This window comes from Kitasatospora sp. NPDC023385 (assembly GCF_055664045.1).
Genome location: NZ_JBVOOL010000004.1, coordinates 71,948 through 92,672 on the forward strand (window position 1 = coordinate 71,948; position 20,725 = coordinate 92,672).

Below are 20,725 nucleotides of genomic sequence, written 5' to 3' on the forward strand. Positions count from 1 at the left end.
CACGAATGAGGACACCCCATGCTCGTCCAGATCGACCAGGAGAAGTGCTGCGGCGCCGGACACTGCGTTCTCGCCGCCCCCGAGGTCTTCGACCAGCGCGACGAGGACGGCATCGTCGTTCTCCTCGACGCCCAGCCCCCGGTCGAATCCCACCAGGCCGTCCGGGACGCCGCCGCCGTCTGCCCGGCCGCCGCGATCCTGCTGGACGAGGCGTGAGCGCACCGCGCGCGGTGGCCGTCGTCGGCGCGGGCGCGGCGGGGCTGCACACCGCCGAGGCGCTGCGCCGGTCCGGCTACGACGGCCGCCTCACCCTGATCGGGGCCGAGGAGGAGCCGCCGTACGACCGGCCGCCGCTCTCCAAGCAGCTGCTCGGCGGCCAGTGGGAGCCGGAGCGCCTGGCACTGCGCGGCCCGCAGGCACTCGCCGACCTCGACCTCGACCTGCGCCTGGGCGTGCGGGCCGAGCGACTCGACCGGCAGGAACGGGCGGTGCACCTCTCCGACGGCAGCCGGGTGCGCGGCGACGCCGTCGTCCTGGCCCCCGGGGTCCGGCCGCGCCGACTGCCGGGCGCCGACGGGCCGCTGGCCGGTGCCCACGTGCTGCGCACCCTTGCCGACGCGCTCGCGCTGCGCGCCGAACTGCACGCGGGCGTACGGCTGTTGGTGGTCGGCGGCGGGCTGCTCGGAGCGGAGGCGGCGGCCACCGCCGTCGGCCTCGGGGTCGAGGTGACCTGGCTGGTGTCCACCGCCGCACCCCTGGCGGGCGTCCTGGGCGCCGAGCCGGCCGCGCTGCTGACCGCCCTGCACCGCGAGCACGGCGTGCGGATCCGGCAGGGTGTGGCCGCGGAAGTCCTCCGGGGGGCCGACCGGGCCGCCGGCGTCCGACTGGCCGACGGCACCGAACTGGGCGCCGACGTCGTGCTGATGGCCGTCGGATCCGTGCCGGACACCGAGTGGCTGGCCGGCAGCGGCATCCGCTTGGACGACGGCGTGGTCTGCGACGCCCACTGCGCCGCGGGGCCCGGCGTCTGGGCGGCCGGTGACGCCGCCTCCTGGCCCGACGCCCGCAGCGGTCGCCGCCGACGCCTCGAACAGCGCACCAACGCCGCCGAGCAGGCACAGTGCGTCGCCCACAACCTGCTGGCCGGCCCGGACGGCGCACGCCAGGCCTACGCGCCCGTGCCGTACCTGTGGACCGACCAGTACGGCCTGCGGATCCAGGCCTTCGGCAGCCCCGGTGGCGCCGACCGGTTCGAGCTCGTCGACGGCAGCCTCGCCGAGCGCCGCTTCGCCGCCGCCTGCGTCCGGGACGGGCTGGTCGTCGGCGCCGTGGGCATCGCCTCCGCCCGGGCGCTGCGGCAGGTGCGCGCCCAGGTGGCGGCGTACGGCCCGTGGCAGGGCGTCCCCGCCTGAGCGGGAGGCGGCAGGGCCGCCGTCGCGCGCGGCTCGACGGGGAGCCCAACTCGGCTTCGCGGTTTACTTGTTGTGAGGGACTGCCGCGCCGTCTGCGCCTCCCGGTCGGCGCACTCGGCGGCGGCGGGGCCTGTCGGGGCCGTCGGAACCGGCGACGCGCACTCAGGGCTGGAAGAGCACCTTGACCACGCCGTCCTGCTTGTGCTGGAACATCTCGTAGGCGGCGGGGGCCTCGGCCAGCGGCACGTGGTGGGTGGCGAAGCCTTCGACGCCGAGCGGGTCGCCGTCGCCGAGCAGCGGCAGCAGGTCGGCCGTCCAGCGCAGGACGTTCGCCTGGCCCATCCGCAGCTGCAGCTGCTTGTCGAACATGGTCATCATCGGCAGCGGGTCGGTCATCCCGCCGTACACGCCGGACAGCGAGACGGTGCCGCCGCGCCGTACCAGGTCCACCGCGAGGTGCAGGGCGTGCAGGCGGTCCAGGCCCACCCGGGTCATCAGCCGGGAGGCGAGGGCGTCGGGCAGCAACGAGGTCATCCGCTGGGCGGCGGTGGCGGCGGGGGAGCCGTGGGCCTCCATGCCGACCGCGTCGATCACGGAGTGCGGGCCGCGGCCCCCGGTGAGCTCGCGGACGGTGTCGACGACGCGGGAGCCGAGCCGGGCGAGGTCGAGCGCTTCGACGCCGCGCTCCCGGGCGCGTTCCAGCCGTTCGGGCACCAGGTCGATGCCGATCACGGTGCCCGCCCCGCGGTGGCGCGCGATGCGGGTGCACATGTCCCCGATCGGGCCGAGGCCGAGCACGGCCACGCTGCCGCCCGGCGGCACGTCCGCGTACTCGACCGCCTGCCAGGCGGTCGGCAGCACATCGGAGAGCAGCACGTACCGGTCGTCCGGCGGTCCGTGCGGGACCACCACCGGGAGGGTGTTGCCGAACGGGACGCGGAGCAACTCGGCCTGGCCGCCCGGGACCTGGCCGTAGAGCTTGGTGTAGCCGAACAGTGCCGCGCCCGTGCCGTACGCGTGCACCTGGGTCGTCTCGCACTGGGACTGGAGGCCGTTCACGCACATGTAGCAGGTGCCGCAGGACACGTTGAACGGCACCACCACGCGGTCGCCCACCGCGACCGCGTGCACGGCGCCGCCGACCTCGCGGACCACGCCCATCGCCTCGTGGCCGAGGATGTCGCCCTCGTCCAGGAAGGCGCCCAGGACCTCGTAGAGGTGCAGGTCGGATCCGCAGAGCCCGGTGGTGGTGACCTCGACCAGGACGTCGGTGGGCTCCTGGATCACCGGGTCGGGTACGGAGTCGACGCGGACGTCCCGGCGTCCGTGCCAGGTGACGGCTTTCATGGTGTCTCCTTTCGGTCGGGCCGGGCCGGGCGGCGGTCAGGCCCGCCCCCCGGCACCCTTCAGGACGCCGTGGGCTCGTTGTGCGCCCGGCTCGCCCGGCGCCCCAGGGCGGTGAGCCGGTGGACCGGTCCGCCGCGCCGGTGCCGGGCCGCCGCCAGGGCGCCGGGCACCCCGTGCTCCGGCGCCGGACCGGCCGACGGCAGCGCTCGGGCCGTCAGGCCGAGCAGCCGGTTCGTGGTGGCCGGCGCGACCCCGTGGGCGAGGACGGCGGCCTTGGCAAGCGGGGTCAGTACCAGCTCGCGGCGCCCACCCTCGACCGCCCGGACGATCCGGCGGGCCGCCCGGGGGGCGTCCATCGACACCAGCGGCAGCGACGCGGCGGTCGCGAACCAGGCGTACTCGTTCCCGGCCTGCCCGGCGAACTCGGCCGCCGTGTGGGAGCCGGTGCGCATCAGCCCCGGCAGGACGGTAGTCACCCGGATCCCGTACTGCGCCAGCTCCGCGGCGAGCCCCTCGGAGAGGCCGGTGAGCCCGAACTTGGCCATCACGTACGGCAGGAGGTGCGGAGCCGGGATCCGGCCGCCGATCGAGCTGATCATGACGATCGAGCCCGCGCCGCGGGCCCGCATCGAGGGCAGTACCGCCTGGACCAGCCGCAGCGGCGCCATCGTCATCAGCTCGTGCGCCCGCCGGAAGTCCTGCTCCTGCATCGCCGCGACCGGGCCCACCTGGATCACGCCGGCGTTGTTGACCAGGAGGTCCACCTCGGCGTCGAAGCGGTCCCGCACGGCCGCGAGCAGCGTGGCCGGCGCCTCCGGGTCCACCAGGTCGCAGGCCGTGGCGGCGACCTCGCCGGGGCGGCCCTGCAGCCGCCGGACGGCCCGCTCCAGGCCGAGTTCGTCCCGGCTGGTGAGCATCACCCGGCAGCCGCGGTCCGCGAGTTCGCCCGCGATCAGCAGGCCCAGCCCGCGGGACGAGCCGGTCACCAGGGCGGTGCGTCCGGTCAGAACACCCTTGCCGTTACCGTGCATCGGATGCGACCTCCTCGATCGGGGGCGGTCGGACGCCTGGGCGTCTGTCCGTGGGGGCCGCCGTCAAACGCGCGGCGCGGCGTCGGCGGCCTCGGTGGTCGCGGCGGTGGCTCCGGCGGCCTCAGTGACTCCGGCGGCTCCGACGGTTCCGGCGGCCCAGGCCAGCAGGCGGTCGCGCGGCCAGGTGGTCACCAGGCGTTCGGGCCCGAGGCCGAGCCGGGCGGCGCGGGCGTAGCCGGAGGTGAACCAGTGCAGTTGCTCGGGCGCGTGGGCGTCGGTGTCGACGGTGAACAGGCAGCCCGTGTCGGCGGCCAGGCGCAGCAGGTCGTCCGGTGGATCTCGGCGCTCGGGGCGGCAGTTGATCTCCACGGCCGTCCCGGCTTCGGCGCAGGCCGTGAAGACGGCCTCGGCGTCGAAGCGGGACGGTGGCCGGCCGCGCCCGGTGACGATCCGGCCGGTGCAGTGCCCGAGGACGTTGGTGCGCGGATTGCGGACCGCCGCCAGCATCCGGGCGGTCATCGGTTCCGGGTCGGAGCGCAGCTTCGAGTGCACGGAGGCCACCACCACGTCGAGCCGGGCGAGCAGTTCCGGTTCCTGGTCGAGGGAGCCGTCCTCCAGGATGTCGCACTCGATCCCGGTCAGGAGCCGGAACGGGCCGTCCTGCGCGTTCCAGGCCGCGACGGCGTCCAGCTGGCGCCGCAGCCGTTCGGGGCTCAGGCCGTGGGCGATGGTCAGCCGGGGGGAGTGGTCGGTGAGCACGGCCCAGTGGTGCCCGAGCGCGCGGGCGGCCCCGGCCATCTCCTCGAACGGGTGGCCGCCGTCCGACCAGTCGGAGTGCAGGTGGCAGTCGCCCTGCGCCGCGGCCTGCAGCCGCCACCCGGCCGCGCCCGCGGGCCCCGCCTCGGCCTCCAGGCGGGCGAGGTACGGGGGTGTCGCGCCGGTCGAGGCCTGCGCGATCACTTCGGAGGTGACCGGGCCGACACCCGGCAGTTGCCGGGCCCGGGCGGCGTCCACCGGCCCGGACGGCAGGTCGCGGACCGCGTCGGCGGCCGTGTGGAACGCCCGGACGCGGTAGGGCGAGGCGCCGTTGTACTCCAGGAGGAAGGCGATCCGCCGCAGCGCCTCCGCAGGGTCCACGGCGGTGGCCGCCTCAGGCCGCCGCGGCGGTGACCGCCGCGAGCTCGTCGACTACGGCGGTCAGCCGGCCGCGGCGGTGCAGGGCGCGGCAGTGGCGGAGCGGTGAGGAGGCCGCCGGTCCGGCCGCAGAGCCCGGGGAGGCCGGTGCGCCCCCGGGGACGAGCGCGGGGCGAGGCCCCGGACACGGGTGGTTCTGCATGCCGGGCGTGTTGCCGGGCGGGTGCCGGCGAAACGTGCTCCGACGGCGCGTTTCCCCAGCTCAACCCCTGCGCTTACCCCCTGCGCTCAACCACTGCGGCACGGGGGTCCAGGGAAATCACCGCCCGGCCCCGCTGCAAGGCGTGGGCCGCGGCGGGGCCGGTGTCGGGCGGGTTCCGGTCAGCGACCGAGCGCGTGGGCCAGCTCGCTCTTGTTCATCTTCGAACGGCCCTTGACGTTGCGGTGCTTGGCCTCGTTGTACAGCTGGTCGTAGGTCGGTCCCTGGGCGCCCTGGTGCGAGCGCTTGCCGCCGCGGTGGCCCGAGGACACGTCCTTGAGGGAGCTGCGGCTCGCGGTCTTCGACTCGCCGTGTCGGGCGCGCTCCTTGTTCACCGTCCGGGCGGCGATCTCCTCGGCGCGCTTCTCGCTCTCTCCCCGGTCGAGCGCGCTGTCCTTGATGTGCTCGTACTGGCGCTCCCGCTTGGGGCTGGATCCTCGGGGCATAGCTGCCCCCTCCTCTCGTAGCGGTGGTCGTCGCGAGACGTTGCGACGGCGCGACTACCCGGACGAACCATAAGAAAACGCGCGAAACATGAATTCAGGGTCGTATGTCGGGTAGAACAGTCAAGGCAGCGGCCGAGACCGATCCGGCCGCCCCAGCACCCACCGGGTGCCACCGGGGCCCGCGCTTGCAGAAGCCGGGCACAGGTCATGGGGAAGAAGCCTCCCGAGGCGTACGGGCGAGAGCCCGTACACGCCGTCGGGCGGCTGCCCCGTCGTCCAGGAGAATCGACGTGTCCACTCGACTGGAAACCGCCCACCGGGACGCCATCACACCCCCGGGCCGGCCGCCCGACCTCCCGCCCGACCTGCCGCCCAGGCCCACCGAGGCCGAACTGCGGTCGATGGGGAAGAGCGAGGCCCGTGAACTCAGCGACGCGCTGTTCGAGCGCCTGGCCGGTCTCGCCCGGGAGACCCACGCGTACAGCTACGTCCGCGGCACGATCATCGAGCTCAACATGCCGCTCGTCCGGTTCATCGCCGCCCGCTTCCGCCACCGGGCCGAGGACATGGACGACATCCTCCAGGTCGGCACCGTCGGACTGATCAAGGCCGTCGACGGCTACGATCCGCAGCGCGGCGTCGAGTTCGTCACCTACGCCATCCCGACCATCATCGGCGAGATAAAACGGTTCTTCCGCGACACCTCCTGGCCGGTGCGGGTACCCCGCAGCATGCAGGAGCTCTACCTCACCGTCGCCCGCGGCTCCGACCGGCTGGAGCAGGAACTCGGCCGGCTGCCACAGCCCGAGGAGATCGCCGAAGGCCTGCACCTCACCGTCGAACAGGCCACCGAGGGGCTGATGGCGGGCCGGGTCTACCGCCCCAACTCGCTGGACGCGCTGCGCGACCAGGACACCGACGAAGCCGGCAGCGCCCTGCTCGACCGGCTCGGCGACTGCGACCCCGGCATCGAACTCGCCGACTTCCGCACCGCCGTACGCCCGCTGCTGGCCGACCTGCCGCTGCGCGAACAGACCGTGCTCAAGCTCCGGTTCTGGGACGGCTGCACCCAGTCCCAGATCGCCGAGCGGATCGGCGTCTCCCAGATGCACGTCTCCCGGCTGCTCACCGCCACCCTGGCGCAGCTGCGCCGCCAGCTCGACGACAGCGACGCCCCCGGCTGGTCCGACGGCGCCGACGAACCGGAATAAGGCCGAGAACCGGAATCCGGACAAAGGCCGCCGGACGCGCCGGCCCGCGCGAATCCCGCTCGGGCGCGTCCGTGCGCACCCCTGCCCCGCCCTGCCCGGCCGACCGAAGGAGATCCTGGTGACCACGACTGCGGCGGCGCTCTTCGACGTCGACGGCACCCTGCTCGACACCACCTACTTCCACGCCCTCGCCTGGTGGGAGGCCCTGCGCCAGTACGACCGGACGGTGCCCGCCGCCCAGGCCCACCGGGCCGTCGGCATGGGCGCCGACCAGCTGCTCGACCACCTGCTCGGCCACGACCGCGACCGCGGCGACGACGAGGCGATCACCGCCGCCCACGACGCGCTCTACGCGGCCCACTGGCCGGCGATCACGCCCCTGCCCGGTGCCGCCGAGCTCCTGCGCGCCTGCGCTGCCCGGGGGCGGCGGATCGTGCTGGCCAGCTCCGCCTCGGAGCGGGAGCTGGCCGTGCTGCGCCGCGTCCTGGACGCCGACGACGTGATCGCGGCCGCCACCACCGCCGACGACGTGGCCGCCACCAAGCCCGCGCCGGACCTCGTCCGGGCCGCCCTGGACCTGGCGGACGCGGCCCCGGAGGACACGGTGTTCGTCGGCGACACGGTCTGGGACGTCGTCGCCGCCCAGCGGGCCGGCGTGCCCTGCGTCGCCGTGGAGAGCGGCGGCTTCGCCGCCCAGGAACTCCTCGGCGCGGGCGCCGCCGAGGTCCACCGCGACACCGCCGAGCTGCTGGCCGACCTGGACCGGAGCCTGCTCGTGCAGCGGTCCGCGCGGTGACGGACGGGGCCCTGAGCCAGTCCCGATCCAGGCCTCGCGGCCGACCGTCGCGTTAGCATCCGCCCGTCGCGGGCATCCGCCTCGACGGGTCGGGGAGCAGACACCGGTGCGAGGAGGGCTGACGGCATGGACGGTCGGGAGCAGGCGACACCGCTCGGCGAAGGGCGGTCGGAGCGGCCAGGACGGTGGGGTCGGCGGTCGGGGGAGGAGCGGGCGCTGAGCGGCCGACCCACCCCGCGCGGTCCGCTGTCGGCGGCGGTACTCGGGTTGGTGAACTCCGGACCGCCCGGCGCCGGGCGGCTCCTCGACCTGCCCGGGCCCCTCGACGACCCGTGGGGCGAGGACCACCAGCTCGCCCTGTACCTCTGCTACGAACTCCACGACCGTGGCCTGCCGGGCGTCGATCCCGGCTGGGAGTGGGATCCCGAACTCCTGCGGCTGCGACAGGCGTTGGAGCGTCCCTTCCTTGCCGCCGTCCGTGCCGAATCGGAGCCCGTCCCGCCCCTGGGGGAGGCGCTGGAACGCCTGCTGACGGAACCGCCCGACGGCACCGGCCCCTCGTACTTCCTGCTGGCCGAAGGCGACCGCCGGCACGCCCGCGAGTACCTGGTGCACCGCTCGCTCTACCACCTCAAGGAGGCGGACCCGCAGCTGTGGCTGCTGCCCAGGATCCACGGGCCCGCGCAGGCCGTGCTGATGGCGATCACGTACGACGAGTACGGCGCCGGGCGGCCGGAGCGGGCCCACGCCCTGCTGTTCGCCGGGATGATGGCCGCCTTCGGCCTGGACCCGGGCTACCGGCACTACCTCGACCTGATCCCGGCGCCGACCCTGGCCGTCGTCAACCTGATGACGCTCTTCGGCCTGCACCGGGCGCTGCGCGGCGCGGCGGTCGGGCAGTTCGCCACCATCGAGATCACCTCCTCGCCCGGCTCCGCCCGCCTGGCCAAGGCCCTGGAACGGCTCGGCGGCGGCCCCGACGGCACCCTGTTCTACCGTGAACACATCGAGGCGGACGCCGTCCACGAGCAACTGGTGCGCCGCGGGGTCATCGAGGAACTGATCGCCGCCGAGCCCGAGTCGAGCACGGACGTGGCGTTCGGCATCGCCGCCGCCGGGGTGGTCGACGGCCGCTTCTCGGACCACCTGCTCGGCTGCTGGCGGGCCGGGGACACCTCCCTGCGCTCACCCCTGCCCGACGGGCTGGCTTAGGCCGACGCAGGCCGCCCGCGCTTGCGGTGGCTGGTGTCGCAGAAGGGGTAGGTCCGGCTCCGGCGGCAGGCGCACAGCGCCACCACCGGGCGTTCGGAGAGCCGTACCGTGCCGTCCGGCAGGACCACCTCCACCGGCCCCTCCACCAGCAGTGGACCGCCCTGGACGACGACCACCCGGGTCGCTTCCCGCTCCACCGCCCGGGGCGTTTCCCGGCCCACCACTAGGGGCCTCTCCCGGTCAGCGCTCGCGGACACCGCGCACCACCACCAGCTCCTCCTCGCGCTCGCCCGGCCGGATCAGCCCGCGCTCCTCGAACAGCGCGGCCCGCGCGGTCATCACCGGCCCGAAGGACTGCCGCCGCCGCGCCGCCACGCCCGTACGCAGCCCGGCCGCGCGCAACAGCGCCAGCGTGGCCGGGACGTCCGCGAGCGAGGACTGCACGAGCAGCAGCACGCCGCCGGGGGCGAGCAGGCCCGGGGCCGTGCGGCAGATCCGGTCCAGGACCAGCCGCCCGTCCGGCCCGGCGTCCCACGCGAGTGCGGCGCCGTGGCCGGGTGCCTGAGCGGCGCGGGCGGCGGGATCGACGGGGACGTACGGGGGGTTGGCGGTGATCAGGTCGAACCGCCCGTCGGCGACCGGGGCCAGCAGGTCGCCCCGGCGCAGCCGGATCCGGCGGTGGTGCAGGCGGGCGTTGAGCCAGGCGGTCGCGACGGCGCGGACGGACAGGTCCACCGCGGTGACCCGCGCGCCCGTTCCGGCGGCCACGAGGGCGACGGCCCCCGTGCCGGTGCACAGGTCGAGCACCCGGCCGGAGGAGTCCAGGCGCTCGCGGCGCACGCACGAGGCCAGGAGCCGGGTGTCGGCCTGAGGCGAATAGACCCCCGGGGGGCGGATCAGCAGCATGTCGGGCCCCTTCCGGGACGGCCGCGGCCGGCGGTGCTCGGCCGTGCTGTGCGCGCTGCCTGCGCTGTCCGCACCGACCGCGCCCGGCCGGTGTCCGGGCCCCCGGTGCGGCACCGGTATTGCGGCGCGGCAGCACGGGGCGGGAGATCGGGGATGGCGGCGATCATGGCTCTCCTCCTGCGCGGTTCCCAGGCGGCTGCCCCCGGTCGCGGAGGCGAAACGCCCCGCCCGGGGCAGCGCCGGTCAGCCGGCTCCGGGCAGCCGCACCTCCAGGTGCCCCGAGAGCACCCGGGACTCCAGCGCCGGCTGGGGCGCGGTCGCCGGACCGTGCACCACCTCGCCGTCCCGCAGCCGGAACTCGCTGCCGTGCCACGGGCAGCGCAGGCAGCCGTCGACGACGGTGCCCTCGGAGAGCGGCCCGGACAGGTGCGCGCAGCGCTCGGCCAGCACGTGGCAGCGCTCCCCGTCCCGGACGACGACCACGGCCAGCTCGCCGGTCGTCCGGCGCACCGGCCGGCCGTCCGGGAAGTCCTCCAGCGGGCCGAGGCCGACCCAGTCCGCCGGTGCCAGCCGGGGGACGGCGGCGGCCCGGTCCGGGCCGGCGGCCTGCCGGTACGCCAGGTGCCCGCCGAGCGCGGCCCCGGCCGAGACGGCGGTCAACCCGGCCAGGCCCAGCAGCCGGCCCCGGGCCCGGTGGCCCCGGCAGCGGGCCAGCAGCGACCCGGCGTACAGCAGCACCCCGGTGGTGTTGGAGAGCGCGTGCACCAGGCCGGTGCGGCGGCGCGGCGGGTCGAGCCGGGCCCAGTCCACCCAGCCGGTGAGCGCGGCGGGCCCGGCGGCCAGCAGTCCGGCCGCCACCAGGGCGCTCGCCGACCGGCGCCCGCCCGGGGTGAAGTCCAGCAGGGCGGCGGACGTCCAGCAGCCGAGCGGGAACTGGACCAGGGCCGGGTGGAGCGGATGGCCGAGCCACACGCCGTGCAGGGCGTCGCGGTACGGGCCGAGCGGCAGGGCCTCGGCCGCGTCGGCGAGCGGCCCGGCCGGGGCGTCGAGGAAGTCCCAGTGCTCCGGCGCGTCCAGGGCGCGGCGCAGGCGGCGGGACCACCGTCGGGTGTGCAGGGGTGAGATGTCCATACCGGGCGGCTAGCCGGACACCGGCGCGCCAAACCCCGCGTCCGGGTGAGCCTGCGGCGCGGGCCGGACCGGGAACGGACGGTTACACCGGTAGCGAGCGGGCAGACGCGCGGACGGCCGGGAAGGGCCCGGCCGGTACCCAGCGAGGAGGCCCCGGATGAGCATCGTGAAGGAGTCGGTGGACGTCGACGTCCCGCTGCACACCGCCTACAACCAGTGGACCCAGTTCGAGGAGTTCCCGCGCTTCATGGAGGGCGTCGATTCGGTGACCCAGCTGGACGACCGCCACAACCACTGGCGGACCAGCATCGGCGGCGTCAGCCGCGAGTTCGACACCGAGATCGTCGACCAGCTGCCCGACGAGCGGATCGCCTGGCGGACCACGGACGGCGAGGTGGACCAGAAGGGCGTCGTCACCTTCCAGCGGCTCGACGAGAGCCACACCCGGGTCAACATGGCCATCGACTTCAAACCCGAGGGCATGGTCGAGAAGGCCGGGGACATGGTCGGAATGGTCGACCGGAGGGTCAAGGGGGACCTGAAGCGGTTCAAGGAGTTCATCGAGGAGCGCGGTCGGGAAGAAGGCGGCTGGCGGGGCCGGATCAGCCCGGGCTGATCCCGTCTCCCGTGATCCCGCCGTAGTCCCGTAGTCCCGCAGGAGCCCCTGAGCCATTGCGATGCATCGGCCCCCGCCCGAGTGGGCGGGGGCCGATGCGTGGGGCGGCCGAGGCCTCATCCGTCAGGCCTCATCCGTCAGCGGGCCGGGAAGCGGTGCTGTTCGATCAGGCCCGTGAACTCGGTCCAGAACGCCGGGCCGACCGGCTCGCCCGCCGGATGGGAGGCCACGCCGGCCAGGCCGCCCGGGTCGCCGAAACCGGCCGCCCGGGACAGCTCGACGCCCGAGCCGAGCACCGCGACCGGCTTGCCGTGCCGTAGGGCCTCGGTGAGGAAGCGGACGGCGTCCGGATCGGCGGACAGCGTCGGCTCGCAGCCGTCCGGGACCACCAGCGCGTCGTAGAGCACCGAGGCGGTGGTGGGCAGCGCGCGGTCCACGGCCAGGTGCCCGCCGTCGCCGGCGAGGACATGACCGCCCTGCGCGGCCAGCGTCTCCACGGTGGCGCCCTCGGCGCCCAGCTGTTCGTGCGCGGCCCGGACCTGGTCGCCCGCCACTCCCGGGGCCGTCAGGACGGCGATCTTGCGGGTACGGATGCCGGAGGCGCGCAGGTTCTCCAGGCTCAGCGCGGGGGAGACCTCCGGTCCGTTCGCCTGGCCGCTCGCCTGGTCGTCGGGCCGGCCGCTCGTCTGCCCGCTCGTCTCGTCGTCCGCCTCGCCGCCCGGTTGCGCGGACGGGTTCCCGGGCGCGGGCTCCGGCTCGGCGTCCGGCTCGGGCACGCCGATGCGGCGGGCGACCTCCGCGGCCAGGCCGGCGTCGACCCGCAGCAGGTTGGCGACCATACGGCGGCGGACCTCCGGCTCCTCGACCTTGCCGAGCTCGAAGGAGAAGGCCTCGACGATGTGCTGCTGCTCCCAGTCGGCCATGCTGCGCCAGAACAGCGTCGCCTGGCTGTAGTGGTCGGCGAAGCTGGGGCTGCGGCGGCGGATCGCGGTGCCGTCGATCCGCTCCTGGTAGTGCTCGAAGACGCCCTCGGGCAGGTGGCCGCCGCCCATGGTGACCGGGCAGCCGCCGCCGACGGACGCGGGCGTGTAGCTGCTGCCGGGGTGGATGACCTGCTGGCCGTAGCCGTCGCGGTGGTTGTTGCGGACATCGACCAGCGGCCGGTTGACCGGCAGCTGCGCGAAGTTGGGGCCGCCGAGGCGGATCAGCTGGGTGTCGAGGTAGGAGAAGTTGCGGCCCTGCAGCAGCGGGTCGTTGGTGAAGTCGATGCCGGGCACGACGTTGGCGGTGTGGAAGGCCACCTGCTCGGTCTCGGCGAAGAAGTTCTGCGGGTTGCGGTCCAGCACCATCCGGCCGACCGGGCGGACCGGCACCAGCTCCTCCGGGACCAGCTTGGTCGGGTCCAGCAGGTCGAAGGGGTAAGCGAACTCGTCCTGCTCCGGGATCAGTTGGACGCCGAGCTCGTACTCGGGGAAGTCGCCCGCCGCGATCGCCTCCCACAGGTCCCGGCGGTGGAAGTCGGGGTCGCGGCCGGCCGTGATCTGGGCCTCGTCCCACACCTGCGAGCAGACACCGAGCAGCGGCTTCCAGTGGAACTTCACGAAGATCCCGCGCCCGTCCCCGTTCACCAGGCGGAAGGTGTGCACGCCGAAGCCCTGCATCATCCGGTAGCTGCGCGGGATGGCCCGGTCGGACATCACCCACATCAGCATGTGGGTGGACTCGGGCTGGAGCGAGCAGAAGTCCCAGAAGGTGTCGTGCGCGGAGGCGCCGGTGGGGATCTCGTTGGGCGGCTCGGGCTTGACCGCGTGGACGAAGTCCGGGAACTTGATCGCGTCCTGGATGAAGAACACCGGAATGTTGTTGCCGACCAGGTCGTAATTGCCGTGCCGGGTGAAGAACTTGGTCGCGAAGCCGCGGACGTCGCGCACCGTGTCGGCGGAGCCGCGCGGGCCCTGCACGGTCGAGAAACGGACGAACACGGGGGTGCGGCGCCCCGGCTCCTGGAGGAAGTCGGCGCAGGTGAACTCGGCCAGCGACTCGTACGGTTCGAAGAAGCCGTACGCCCCCGCGCCGCGGGCGTGCACCACCCGCTCGGGGATGCGCTCGTGGTCGAAGCGGGTGATCTTCTCGCGCAGCTGGAAGTCCTCCAGCAGGGTGGGGCCGCGGTTGCCGACGATGAGGGAGTTGTCGGTGTCGTCGGCGCGCACGCCCTGGTCGGTGGTGAGCGGCCCGTTCGGGTCGGGGGCGCGGAAGGCTTCGAGCGCGGCGTCCTTGGCGTCCTTGACGGCGTCCATGGCGGCCGCGTCCGTGGCGGCCGCGGTGTTCGTGGAGTCCCGGGCGCCGGGTGCTTGCGACGTCGGAGGTACCGGCTCGGGGGTTCCGGGGGGCAGGGGCATCGTGTGTTCTCCGTCCTGGAGTCGGGGCGGGAGGGGCGGGATGCTGGGGGCTTGCCGGCGCCAGGGGCCCGGTCGGCGCTCGGCACGTCGGTCGGCGATCGGCGATCGGCGCGCGGCGCGCGGAGTTCAGCGCCTGAGCAGGAGCTCGGCGGCCTGCTCGGGCCCGTCGGCGGTGCGGCAGGTGGCCAGGGTGCAGGGCGGGCACCCGGTGGTCGTCGGTGGCGCCGCCTCGGGCACGCGGATCGCGTGCGCGCCGGCCGCCAGGGCGGCGACGACCACCGCGTCGCTGCAGCCGATCACCGTCACCCGCGTGGGCGGCAGACCGAGCGCCCGGCACGCCGCCGTCACCAGCGTCGGGGCGGGCATCCGGCAGGCGCAGCCGTCGTGCGGGCCGTGCGGGCAGACCGCCCAGACGTCCAGCGGGCCCAGCAGCGCCTCGGCCCGGGACTGGACGGCCTCGACCTGGGCCGGCCCGATCAGACCGCGCGCGACACCCGGCTGGTTGCTCACCACACCGAGCGCGAAACCGGCCGCACGCAGCGCCGCGAGCGCCGCCCGGACGCCCGTCATGGGGTGAACCATCCCGGGATCGCCGTTGCAGGTGACGTCCTGGAGGAGCGTCCCGTCGCGGCCGAACAGCACGGCCCCGGCCGGCACACCGGTGGTGGCCCCACCGGGGCGGACGAACAGCCACGGGCCGGGCCGGTCGCGCGGACCGGGCGGCTCGGGCTGCGGAACGGGCGGAACAGTCAGCACGGTCGGCACGGTCGCTACGGGCCCTCGGAGGTACGCCATGCCCCTGCGGGTTGCCACCGCGCGGAGTGCCAAACAAGGCGCCGGCGTTTGACCGCGGGGCGGCCGGGGACACGTCCGGGCGGCGGGGTGGCCGTACAAGCGGAGCCGTCGAGGAGGAGGCGAGCGATGTCGAACGATGCCATCGTCCTGCTGCGGGAGGACCACAAGGAGGTCCGCCACCTGTTCCGCGAGTACCGGGCGCTCGTCGAGCGCGAGCGCGAGGGCGAGCGCGGCTGCACCGCATCGCCGACGCACTGGAGGACTGACCCTCGAGCCTGTCTCCGGAGCTGACCCCCGAGCCCGTCTGCGACTGGAAGGTGTGACATGCGGGACCGCGTGGACCGGATCGCCGAGCCGTGGGGCGACCGCACCCCCTACGCCCCCGGCGGGCGCTGGCCGGCCCGGGTGGACGCCTTCCTGGAGCCCGGCGCCACCGCCGACGCGGTGCAGCGGTGGGTGCCGACGGCGTCGCTGCTGCACTCCAACGGGGACGCCATGGACGTCGCCGTCGCCGACGGGCGGATCGTCGGCGTGCGGGGGCGGGCCGCGGACCGGGTGAACCGGGGCCGACTCGGGCCCAAGGACCTGTTCGCCTGGCAGGCCAACCGCGCGGACGACCGGCTGACGCGCCCACTGCTGCGCCGCGGCGGCCGCCTGGTCGAGACCGACTGGGACACCGCCATGGGCGCCGTGGTGGCGCGGTCCCGGCACCTGCTGGGCGAGCGGGGCCCGGGCTCCATCGGCTTCTACACCAGCGGGCAGCTCTTCCTGGAGGAGTACTACACCCTGGCGGTGATCGCCCGGGCCGGCATCGGCACCAACCACCTCGACGGCAACACCCGGTTGTGCACCGCGACGGCCGCCGAGGCGCTGAAGGAGACGTTCGGCTGCGACGGCCAGCCCGCCTCCTACACCGACGTCGACCACTGCGACACGCTGGCGCTGTTCGGCCACAACATGGCCGAGACCCAGCCGGTGCTGTGGATGCGCGTCCTGGACCGGCTGGCCGGCGCCGAACCGCCCCGGCTGGTGTGCGTCGACCCGCGGCCGACCCCGGTCGCTCGCCGTGCCCGCGTCCACCTCGCCCCGCGCGCCGGGACCAACGTCGCCCTGCTCAACGCCCTGCTGCACGAGGTCATCCGCACCGACCGCGTCGACCGGGACTTCGTCGAGCGCCACACCGTCGGCTTCGACGAGCTGGCCGAGCGGGTCGCCGGGTGCACCCCCGCCTGGGCCGCCGCCGTGTGCGACGTGCCGGCCCGCCGGATCGCGCAGGCGGCGGAGGTCATCGGCGACGCCGAGCGGCTGCTGTCCACCGTGCTGCAGGGCGTCTACCAGTCCCACCAGGCCACCGCCGCGGCCTGCCAGGTCAACAACCTGCAGCTGATCCGCGGCATGCTCGGCCGCCCCGGCTGCGGCGTGCTGCAGATGAACGGGCAGCCGACCGCCGAGAACACCCGCGAGTGCGGCGCCGACGGCGACCTGCCCGGCTTCCGGAACTGGGAGAACGAGCGGCACGTCGCCGACCTCGCGCGGATCTGGAACGTCGAGCCCTCCCGGATCCCGCACTACGCGCCGCCCACCCCGGCGATGCAGATCTTCCGGTACGCCGAACAGGGCTCCATCGGCCTGCTGTGGATCTCCGGCACCAACCCCGCCGTCTCCCTCCCGGAACTCCACCGCATCCGCGGCATCCTCGACCGGGAAAGCCTGTTCACCGTCGTCCAGGACCTCTACCTCACCGAGACCGCCCGGTTCGCGGACGTCGTCCTGCCCGCCGCGACCTGGGCGGAGAAGACCGGCACCTTCACCAACGCCGACCGCACCGTCCACCTCTGCGAGCAGGCCGTCGAACCGCCCGGCGACGCCCGGCCGGACCTGGACATCTTCCTCGACTACGCCCGCCGGATGGACTTCCGCGACAAGGACGACCGCCCGCTGGTGCACTGGCACGACGCGCCGACCGCCTTCCAGGCCTGGCAGGAGTGCAGCCGCGGCCGGCCCTGCGACTACACGGGGCTGAGCTACGACCTGCTGCGCGACGCCGGCGGCATCCAGTGGCCCTGCACCCGCGAGGCGCCCGCGGGCACCGAACGGCTCCACACCGACGGCATCGGCTGGGCCGCGCCGGACACCTGCGAGACGTACGGCAAGGACCTGGCCACCGGCGCCTCCGTCTCCGAGACCGAGTACCGCGCGCTCAACCCGGACGGCAAAGCCGTGCTGAAAGCCGCCGAGTACCTGCCCCCGCACGAGGACACCGACGACGACTACCCGCTGCAACTGACCACCGGCCGCACCCTCTACCACTTCCACACCCGCACCAAGACCGGCCGGACCCCTCAACTCAACGCCGCCGCACCCGAGATGTGGGTGGAACTGTCCGCCGCCGAGGCCGCGGCCCGGAACCTCGGCGAGGGCGACCTGGTCGAAGTCACCAGCCCCCGCGGCTCGGTGCGCGGCCGGCTCAGGCTCACCGGCATCCGCGACGGCCTGGTCTTCCTGCCCTTCCACTACGGCTACTGGGACACCCCGGCGGGGAACCGGCCCGGCCCGGACGGCGGGCGGGCCGCCAACGAGACCACGGTCAGCGACTGGGATCCGGTCTCCAAACAGCCACTGTTCAAGACCGCCACCGCCCGGCTCACCCTCCTCGAACGCGCCGACGGCCACCCGGCCCCCGCACCCACCACCACGGCCTCCGCCCCCGTCGACCCGGCCGCAGCCCCGCCCACCACCGGCGGTCCCGACGCCGTCGCCACCCAGACCGCCGACCAGGAGGAGGACCGGCCGTGAACGGCATCACCGTCACCCTGCGCGCCCTGGACGACGGCGAACGCCGGCTCGAACGCGACCTCCTCGCCGCGGCTGAACGGCACCGGGCCGACCACGAGGTCCACCACGTCGCCACCGACCTCGCCCGGTGGTCCCACGAGCACACCCGCCGGATCGCCGACGCCGCCCGCCACCACGGGCTCGACCTGCCCGGTCCGGACGGCGGGCCGGTCGGCGGGACGGCCGCTGCACCGGCCGGGACGGCCGCCGAAGCGCTCGCCTCCCGCGAACCCGGGTTGCTCCTGCTCCACGACCTGCGGGAGCTCCACCTGGCCGCCACCGCGAACTCCCTGCACTGGGAGATGCTCGCCCAGGTCGCGCAGGCCACCGGTGACGCCCCGCTGCTGGCACTCGCCACCGCCTGCCACCCCGAGACGCTGCGGCAGATGCGCTGGACCAACACCATGGTCAAGACCCTGGCGCCGCAACTGCTCAGCAGCCTCTGAGCACGGTCGGTGAACGCCGTCGATTTCCCATCTCGGCGACTTCCGCGTAGTGTCATGTTCAACGACGCGGGGTGGAGCAGCTCGGTAGCTCGCTGGGCTCATAACCCAGAGGTCGCAGGTTCAAATCCTGTCCCCGCTACCACCAGAAGCCGGGGCTGATGCAGACAAGCATCAGTCCCGGCTTCGTCGTTGTCGGGGCATTCAGCGAGGGTGTGCCGGACGAACGACTCGCCGGATGAACGGCTCCACGAACGAACGGCGGGGCGGCGAACGGGTGTTCCGCCGTTTCGCGTTTCCCGGCACCCGGTCGTGTCCGCTGCCGCCGCCACCGGGCCCACAGACCAGGGATCCGCCGGACCGCATCCGGTCGGCCGCCTATCCTGGGAGCGAACACGCCACCTGGCATGGCCGGTTGAGAAGGAGCCCCGTGTCGTCCTGCGACCCCCAGCACGCTCCCGTCGGGGACGTGAGTGCAGCACTCATGGTGATCGACTCCCGGCTCAAGTCCATCTACGACGGCAAGTCCGCGACGGACCCCGAACAGCAGCGGATGGTCGACCAGATCGCCGCGTCCTTCAGCCCCGCGGAGGCCAAGGCGCTGCTGGACGGCGCCTGCACGCTCATCTACATGTTCATGGAGTGGCTGCGGTCGGCCTTCGAGCAGCACGACGAGGACGCCGTCGACCACGTCGTGCCCAGCCTCGTGGCCACGATGAGGATGATGCCCAAGACCTTCCGTCCCGAGGTCATCCCCACCATGGCCGCCCTGCTCGTCGCCGCGGGCACCGGCCTGAGTCCCACACTGTGGCGCGCTCAGTACGGTCCCTGGACGAAGGCCGAGATGAACCCCCTGGAAGCGATGGCCGTCATGCTCGCGGAGTACATCAACCGGATCTCCGGCAACGGCAACGACTTCGCCACCCTGTTGATCACCAAGGCCCTGTCCGAGCTGGACGAGGACTGACGTGCGCCCCTGCGTCCCGCCGCCGGCACCGGCGCCTGGGTCAGGGCCCGGCCTGCCCGGCGATGTGCAGTGCGACCGCGATGTGGCTGTACCCGGGGATGGGCGCCCCGGCGGCCTTCTCGTAGCGCAGGGCGTCGGCGATCCCGAGCTTCTCGCCCGTCGGGAGGCTGCGGTTCGCCGTCCACAGGAGCATGCGCAGGCCTTCGTGCTCCAGGCCGAGGAGTTCGGCGGCGGATTCCAGCGGCACGCCCGTGTGAGCCCGCCAGTCCGCCACCGCGCCCCAGAAATCGGTGACGGTGTCCCAGCAGACCGTGCTCCGGGGGCCGAGCAGCAGGCGTACCTCCTCGGGAGGCCGAAGCGTGGCGAGGCGGTGGGACACCAGGTTCTGGAGGTTCTCCAGGAACCCGACGACGAACTCGTACTCGGCCTCGTCGTCCAGGAGTTCCTCGACGACCGCGAGGATCTCGGCGGTCGCACCGTGGTCCCGCCGGGCCGCCCGGAAGGCGACCTGCCGGGCGACGTCCAGGTCGTCGGCCTCGTCCACCGACCGGCGCTCGACACCCGCCAGGTCGAGGAGCCGCCGTGACCGGCCGACCGGCCGTCGGCGCCAGGGGATGCGCATCGTGTCCCTTTCCACTCGGACCCCGGCGATCATGGTCGCCGGTGGTCAGCCAGCATGGCACGGCGCCCCGACCAGGCCGCTCCCGGGGGCGGGGACACCCGTGGCGGTGGGCGGCTATCAGCCCAAGCGGCGGGCGGTGTGTTCAGCCTGAGGCCCGGATGACCAGGTGGGTGGGGAGGACCTCTGATTCGCCGGGTGTCGGGTTGCGCAGCAGCAGGTTCATGGCGCGGGAGCCGAGGTCTTCCACCGGCTGGCGGACGGTGGTCAGGCCCGGGCGGCACCGTGCCGCGACGGGGGAGTCGTCGAAGCCGATCAGTGCGACGTCCTCGGGTACCCGCAGGCCGCGCCGTCGCAGGGTCCGGAGGGCTCCGGCGGCCATCTGGTCGGAGGCGGCGAACACCGCGTTGACCTCGGGGCGCTGGTCCAGCAGCCGCTGCATCGCATGCTCCCCGGAGGCGCTGCTGAAGTCGCCGTACGCCACGGCGGGCCGGGCCGCGGCCATCGCGGTCACCGTCTGGTGGTAGCCGGCCAGCCGGTCCGCGCCGGCGGCGGTGTCCGGCGGCCCGGCGATGGTGGCGACCGAGCGGCGCCCGGACGCGCACAGCCGCCGCACCGCGTCCCTGGCGCCGGTGAGGTTGTCCGCGTCCACGAACGCCACTGTGCCCGGCTCCGGGGGCCGGCCGAGCGACACCACTGGCACCCGGGCGGCGTGCAGCAGCCGGGCGAGCGCGCTGTCCCCCCAGGGGCCGACCAGCAGGACGCCGTCGACGTGGCCGCCGCACAGGTAGCGCACCAGTGGCGGCCGCCGGGACCGTCTGGGCACCGTGAAGACGGCCAACTCCCGTTCGCCGCCCGGCAGGGCGCGCCGCAGGCCGGCCAGCAGTCGGGCGGGGAAGGCGTCCGCGTGGTACTGCAGGGGGTCCGCGAAGACCACGACGGCCACCACGCCGGTCTCCCGGGCACTGGGCGCCCGGCGGCGGACGTACGCCAAGTCGCGGGCCGCCCGTTCCACCCGGGCCGCCACCTCGGTGGAGACCCGGGCTGAACGGTTGAGCACCCGGGAGGCGGTCGCCGTGGAGACACCGGCGTGACGGGCGACCTCGGCCAGCGTCGGAGCGGCGTCGTTGCTGCGGATGGGCTGGGGCATGGGGCCGTCCTGAATC

At 74.5% G+C, this 20,725-nt stretch carries 21 protein-coding genes and 1 tRNA gene; 11 read left to right on the forward strand and 11 right to left on the reverse strand.

The annotated features are described in order from the left end of the window. Positions 1 to 18: 18 nt before the first annotated feature. On the forward strand, positions 19 to 216 hold the full coding sequence (locus tag AC0B61_RS08490) for a ferredoxin (protein WP_471739854.1): 198 nt from the start codon (positions 19 to 21) through the stop codon (positions 214 to 216). Further along, positions 213 to 1,412 carry an NAD(P)/FAD-dependent oxidoreductase gene (locus AC0B61_RS08495; RefSeq protein ID WP_471739855.1) on the forward strand — a complete coding sequence of 400 codons (1,200 nt, stop codon included), beginning with the start codon at positions 213 to 215 and terminating at the stop codon, positions 1,410 to 1,412. Before AC0B61_RS08490 ends, AC0B61_RS08495 begins: the two co-directional genes overlap by 4 nt. 162 nt (positions 1,413 to 1,574) lie before the next feature. On the opposite strand, the gene AC0B61_RS08500 is transcribed toward AC0B61_RS08495, so the two are convergent. From AC0B61_RS08500 to AC0B61_RS08515, 4 genes are all read right to left on the reverse strand, one after another. Then, positions 1,575 to 2,759: an alcohol dehydrogenase catalytic domain-containing protein gene (locus tag AC0B61_RS08500; RefSeq protein ID WP_471739856.1), complete on the reverse strand. Its 1,185-nt coding sequence runs from the start codon at positions 2,757 to 2,759 to the stop codon at positions 1,575 to 1,577. A 59-nt stretch (positions 2,760 to 2,818) separates the two neighbouring features. Continuing rightward, positions 2,819 to 3,790, reverse strand: coding sequence for an SDR family NAD(P)-dependent oxidoreductase (locus AC0B61_RS08505; protein ID WP_471739857.1), 972 nt, complete (start codon positions 3,788 to 3,790; stop codon positions 2,819 to 2,821). A 63-nt stretch (positions 3,791 to 3,853) separates the two neighbouring features. Continuing rightward, positions 3,854 to 4,927 carry a PHP domain-containing protein gene (locus AC0B61_RS08510; RefSeq protein WP_471739858.1) on the reverse strand — a complete coding sequence of 358 codons (1,074 nt, stop codon included), beginning with the start codon at positions 4,925 to 4,927 and terminating at the stop codon, positions 3,854 to 3,856. 378 nt (positions 4,928 to 5,305) lie between these two features. Continuing rightward, positions 5,306 to 5,629 carry a plasmid stabilization protein gene (locus AC0B61_RS08515; protein WP_471739859.1) on the reverse strand — a complete coding sequence of 108 codons (324 nt, stop codon included), beginning with the start codon at positions 5,627 to 5,629 and terminating at the stop codon, positions 5,306 to 5,308. A 290-nt stretch (positions 5,630 to 5,919) separates the two neighbouring features. On the opposite strand from AC0B61_RS08515, the gene AC0B61_RS08520 reads away from it, so the two are divergent. The 3 genes from AC0B61_RS08520 (at position 5,920) to AC0B61_RS08530 (ending at position 8,848) form a co-directional block, all read left to right on the forward strand. After that, on the forward strand, positions 5,920 to 6,840 hold the full coding sequence (locus AC0B61_RS08520; RefSeq protein WP_471739860.1) for a SigB/SigF/SigG family RNA polymerase sigma factor: 921 nt from the start codon (positions 5,920 to 5,922) through the stop codon (positions 6,838 to 6,840). 118 nt (positions 6,841 to 6,958) lie between these two features. Continuing rightward, positions 6,959 to 7,636 carry an HAD family hydrolase gene (locus AC0B61_RS08525; RefSeq protein ID WP_471739861.1) on the forward strand — a complete coding sequence of 226 codons (678 nt, stop codon included), beginning with the start codon at positions 6,959 to 6,961 and terminating at the stop codon, positions 7,634 to 7,636. A gap of 270 nt (positions 7,637 to 7,906) precedes the next feature. After that, a complete protein-coding gene (locus tag AC0B61_RS08530) occupies positions 7,907 to 8,848 on the forward strand; it encodes an iron-containing redox enzyme family protein (protein WP_471739862.1) in 942 nt (313 codons plus the stop codon). On the opposite strand, the gene AC0B61_RS08535 is transcribed toward AC0B61_RS08530, so the two are convergent. The 3 genes from AC0B61_RS08535 to AC0B61_RS08545 form a co-directional block, all read right to left on the reverse strand. Continuing rightward, positions 8,845 to 9,045, reverse strand: coding sequence for a CDGSH iron-sulfur domain-containing protein (locus tag AC0B61_RS08535; protein ID WP_471739863.1), 201 nt, complete (start codon positions 9,043 to 9,045; stop codon positions 8,845 to 8,847). The genes AC0B61_RS08530 and AC0B61_RS08535 overlap by 4 nt on opposite strands. Positions 9,046 to 9,088: 43 nt before the next feature. Then, entirely contained in the window at positions 9,089 to 9,754 is a 666-nt protein-coding gene (locus AC0B61_RS08540) for a HemK2/MTQ2 family protein methyltransferase (RefSeq protein WP_471739864.1), read from the reverse strand. A gap of 243 nt (positions 9,755 to 9,997) precedes the next feature. Further along, positions 9,998 to 10,885: a Rieske (2Fe-2S) protein gene (locus tag AC0B61_RS08545; RefSeq protein WP_471739865.1), complete on the reverse strand. Its 888-nt coding sequence runs from the start codon at positions 10,883 to 10,885 to the stop codon at positions 9,998 to 10,000. Positions 10,886 to 11,042: 157 nt separating this feature from the next. On the opposite strand from AC0B61_RS08545, the gene AC0B61_RS08550 reads away from it, so the two are divergent. Then, entirely contained in the window at positions 11,043 to 11,501 is a 459-nt protein-coding gene (locus AC0B61_RS08550) for an SRPBCC family protein (protein ID WP_471739866.1), read from the forward strand. Positions 11,502 to 11,638: 137 nt separating this feature from the next. Here AC0B61_RS08550 and AC0B61_RS08555 read toward each other — a convergent pair whose 3' ends face one another. Both AC0B61_RS08555 and AC0B61_RS08560 read right to left on the reverse strand, forming a co-directional pair. Next, the gene (locus tag AC0B61_RS08555; protein ID WP_471740102.1) at positions 11,639 to 13,798 is read right to left on the reverse strand and encodes a catalase; all 2,160 of its coding nucleotides are present in this window, start codon (positions 13,796 to 13,798) and stop codon (positions 11,639 to 11,641) included. Between the two features lie 228 nt (positions 13,799 to 14,026). Beyond that, positions 14,027 to 14,656, reverse strand: a complete 630-nt coding sequence (locus tag AC0B61_RS08560; protein WP_471739867.1) for an HAD-IIIA family hydrolase — start codon at positions 14,654 to 14,656, stop codon at positions 14,027 to 14,029. Positions 14,657 to 14,821: 165 nt separating this feature from the next. Between AC0B61_RS08560 and AC0B61_RS08565 the strand changes: the two genes are divergently transcribed. The 5 genes from AC0B61_RS08565 (at position 14,822) to AC0B61_RS08585 (ending at position 18,940) form a co-directional block, all read left to right on the forward strand. Then, positions 14,822 to 14,986, forward strand: coding sequence for a hypothetical protein (locus AC0B61_RS08565; protein ID WP_471739868.1), 165 nt, complete (start codon positions 14,822 to 14,824; stop codon positions 14,984 to 14,986). A gap of 33 nt (positions 14,987 to 15,019) precedes the next feature. Continuing rightward, a complete protein-coding gene (locus AC0B61_RS08570; protein WP_471739869.1) occupies positions 15,020 to 17,491 on the forward strand; it encodes a molybdopterin oxidoreductase family protein in 2,472 nt (823 codons plus the stop codon). Further along, complete coding sequence (locus tag AC0B61_RS08575; RefSeq protein WP_471739870.1) at positions 17,488 to 17,976, forward strand: hypothetical protein; 489 nt, start codon at positions 17,488 to 17,490, stop codon at positions 17,974 to 17,976. Before AC0B61_RS08570 ends, AC0B61_RS08575 begins: the two co-directional genes overlap by 4 nt. 65 nt (positions 17,977 to 18,041) lie before the next feature. After that, positions 18,042 to 18,118 (forward strand) — tRNA-Met (locus AC0B61_RS08580). A gap of 339 nt (positions 18,119 to 18,457) precedes the next feature. Further along, complete coding sequence (locus AC0B61_RS08585; RefSeq protein WP_471740103.1) at positions 18,458 to 18,940, forward strand: hypothetical protein; 483 nt, start codon at positions 18,458 to 18,460, stop codon at positions 18,938 to 18,940. Positions 18,941 to 18,980: 40 nt separating this feature from the next. Here AC0B61_RS08585 and AC0B61_RS08590 read toward each other — a convergent pair whose 3' ends face one another. Beyond that, positions 18,981 to 19,562, reverse strand: a complete 582-nt coding sequence (locus AC0B61_RS08590) for a hypothetical protein (RefSeq protein WP_471739871.1) — start codon at positions 19,560 to 19,562, stop codon at positions 18,981 to 18,983. A 142-nt stretch (positions 19,563 to 19,704) separates the two neighbouring features. Continuing rightward, positions 19,705 to 20,709 carry a LacI family DNA-binding transcriptional regulator gene (locus AC0B61_RS08595; protein ID WP_471739872.1) on the reverse strand — a complete coding sequence of 335 codons (1,005 nt, stop codon included), beginning with the start codon at positions 20,707 to 20,709 and terminating at the stop codon, positions 19,705 to 19,707. Positions 20,710 to 20,725: the final 16 nt, after the last annotated feature.

Excerpts from the sequence above, each read along its gene's own strand:
- AC0B61_RS08555 (WP_471740102.1), bottom strand. The coding sequence starts at position 13,798 with ATGGACGCCGTCAAGGACGCCAAGGACGCCGCGCTCGAAGCCTTCCGC.
- AC0B61_RS08550 (WP_471739866.1), top strand. The coding sequence starts at position 11,043 with ATGAGCATCGTGAAGGAGTCGGTGGACGTCGACGTCCCGCTGCACACC.
- AC0B61_RS08595 (WP_471739872.1), bottom strand. The coding sequence starts at position 20,709 with ATGCCCCAGCCCATCCGCAGCAACGACGCCGCTCCGACGCTGGCCGAG.
- AC0B61_RS08570 (WP_471739869.1), top strand. The coding sequence starts at position 15,020 with ATGCGGGACCGCGTGGACCGGATCGCCGAGCCGTGGGGCGACCGCACC.
- AC0B61_RS08565 (WP_471739868.1), top strand. The coding sequence starts at position 14,822 with ATGTCGAACGATGCCATCGTCCTGCTGCGGGAGGACCACAAGGAGGTC.
- AC0B61_RS08500 (WP_471739856.1), bottom strand. The coding sequence starts at position 2,759 with ATGAAAGCCGTCACCTGGCACGGACGCCGGGACGTCCGCGTCGACTCC.
- AC0B61_RS08585 (WP_471740103.1), top strand. The coding sequence starts at position 18,458 with ATGGTGATCGACTCCCGGCTCAAGTCCATCTACGACGGCAAGTCCGCG.
- AC0B61_RS08545 (WP_471739865.1), bottom strand. The coding sequence starts at position 10,885 with ATGGACATCTCACCCCTGCACACCCGACGGTGGTCCCGCCGCCTGCGC.
- AC0B61_RS08540 (WP_471739864.1), bottom strand. The coding sequence starts at position 9,754 with ATGCTGCTGATCCGCCCCCCGGGGGTCTATTCGCCTCAGGCCGACACC.
- AC0B61_RS08515 (WP_471739859.1), bottom strand. The coding sequence starts at position 5,629 with ATGCCCCGAGGATCCAGCCCCAAGCGGGAGCGCCAGTACGAGCACATC.
- AC0B61_RS08505 (WP_471739857.1), bottom strand. The coding sequence starts at position 3,790 with ATGCACGGTAACGGCAAGGGTGTTCTGACCGGACGCACCGCCCTGGTG.
- AC0B61_RS08590 (WP_471739871.1), bottom strand. The coding sequence starts at position 19,562 with ATGCGCATCCCCTGGCGCCGACGGCCGGTCGGCCGGTCACGGCGGCTC.
- AC0B61_RS08490 (WP_471739854.1), top strand. The coding sequence starts at position 19 with ATGCTCGTCCAGATCGACCAGGAGAAGTGCTGCGGCGCCGGACACTGC.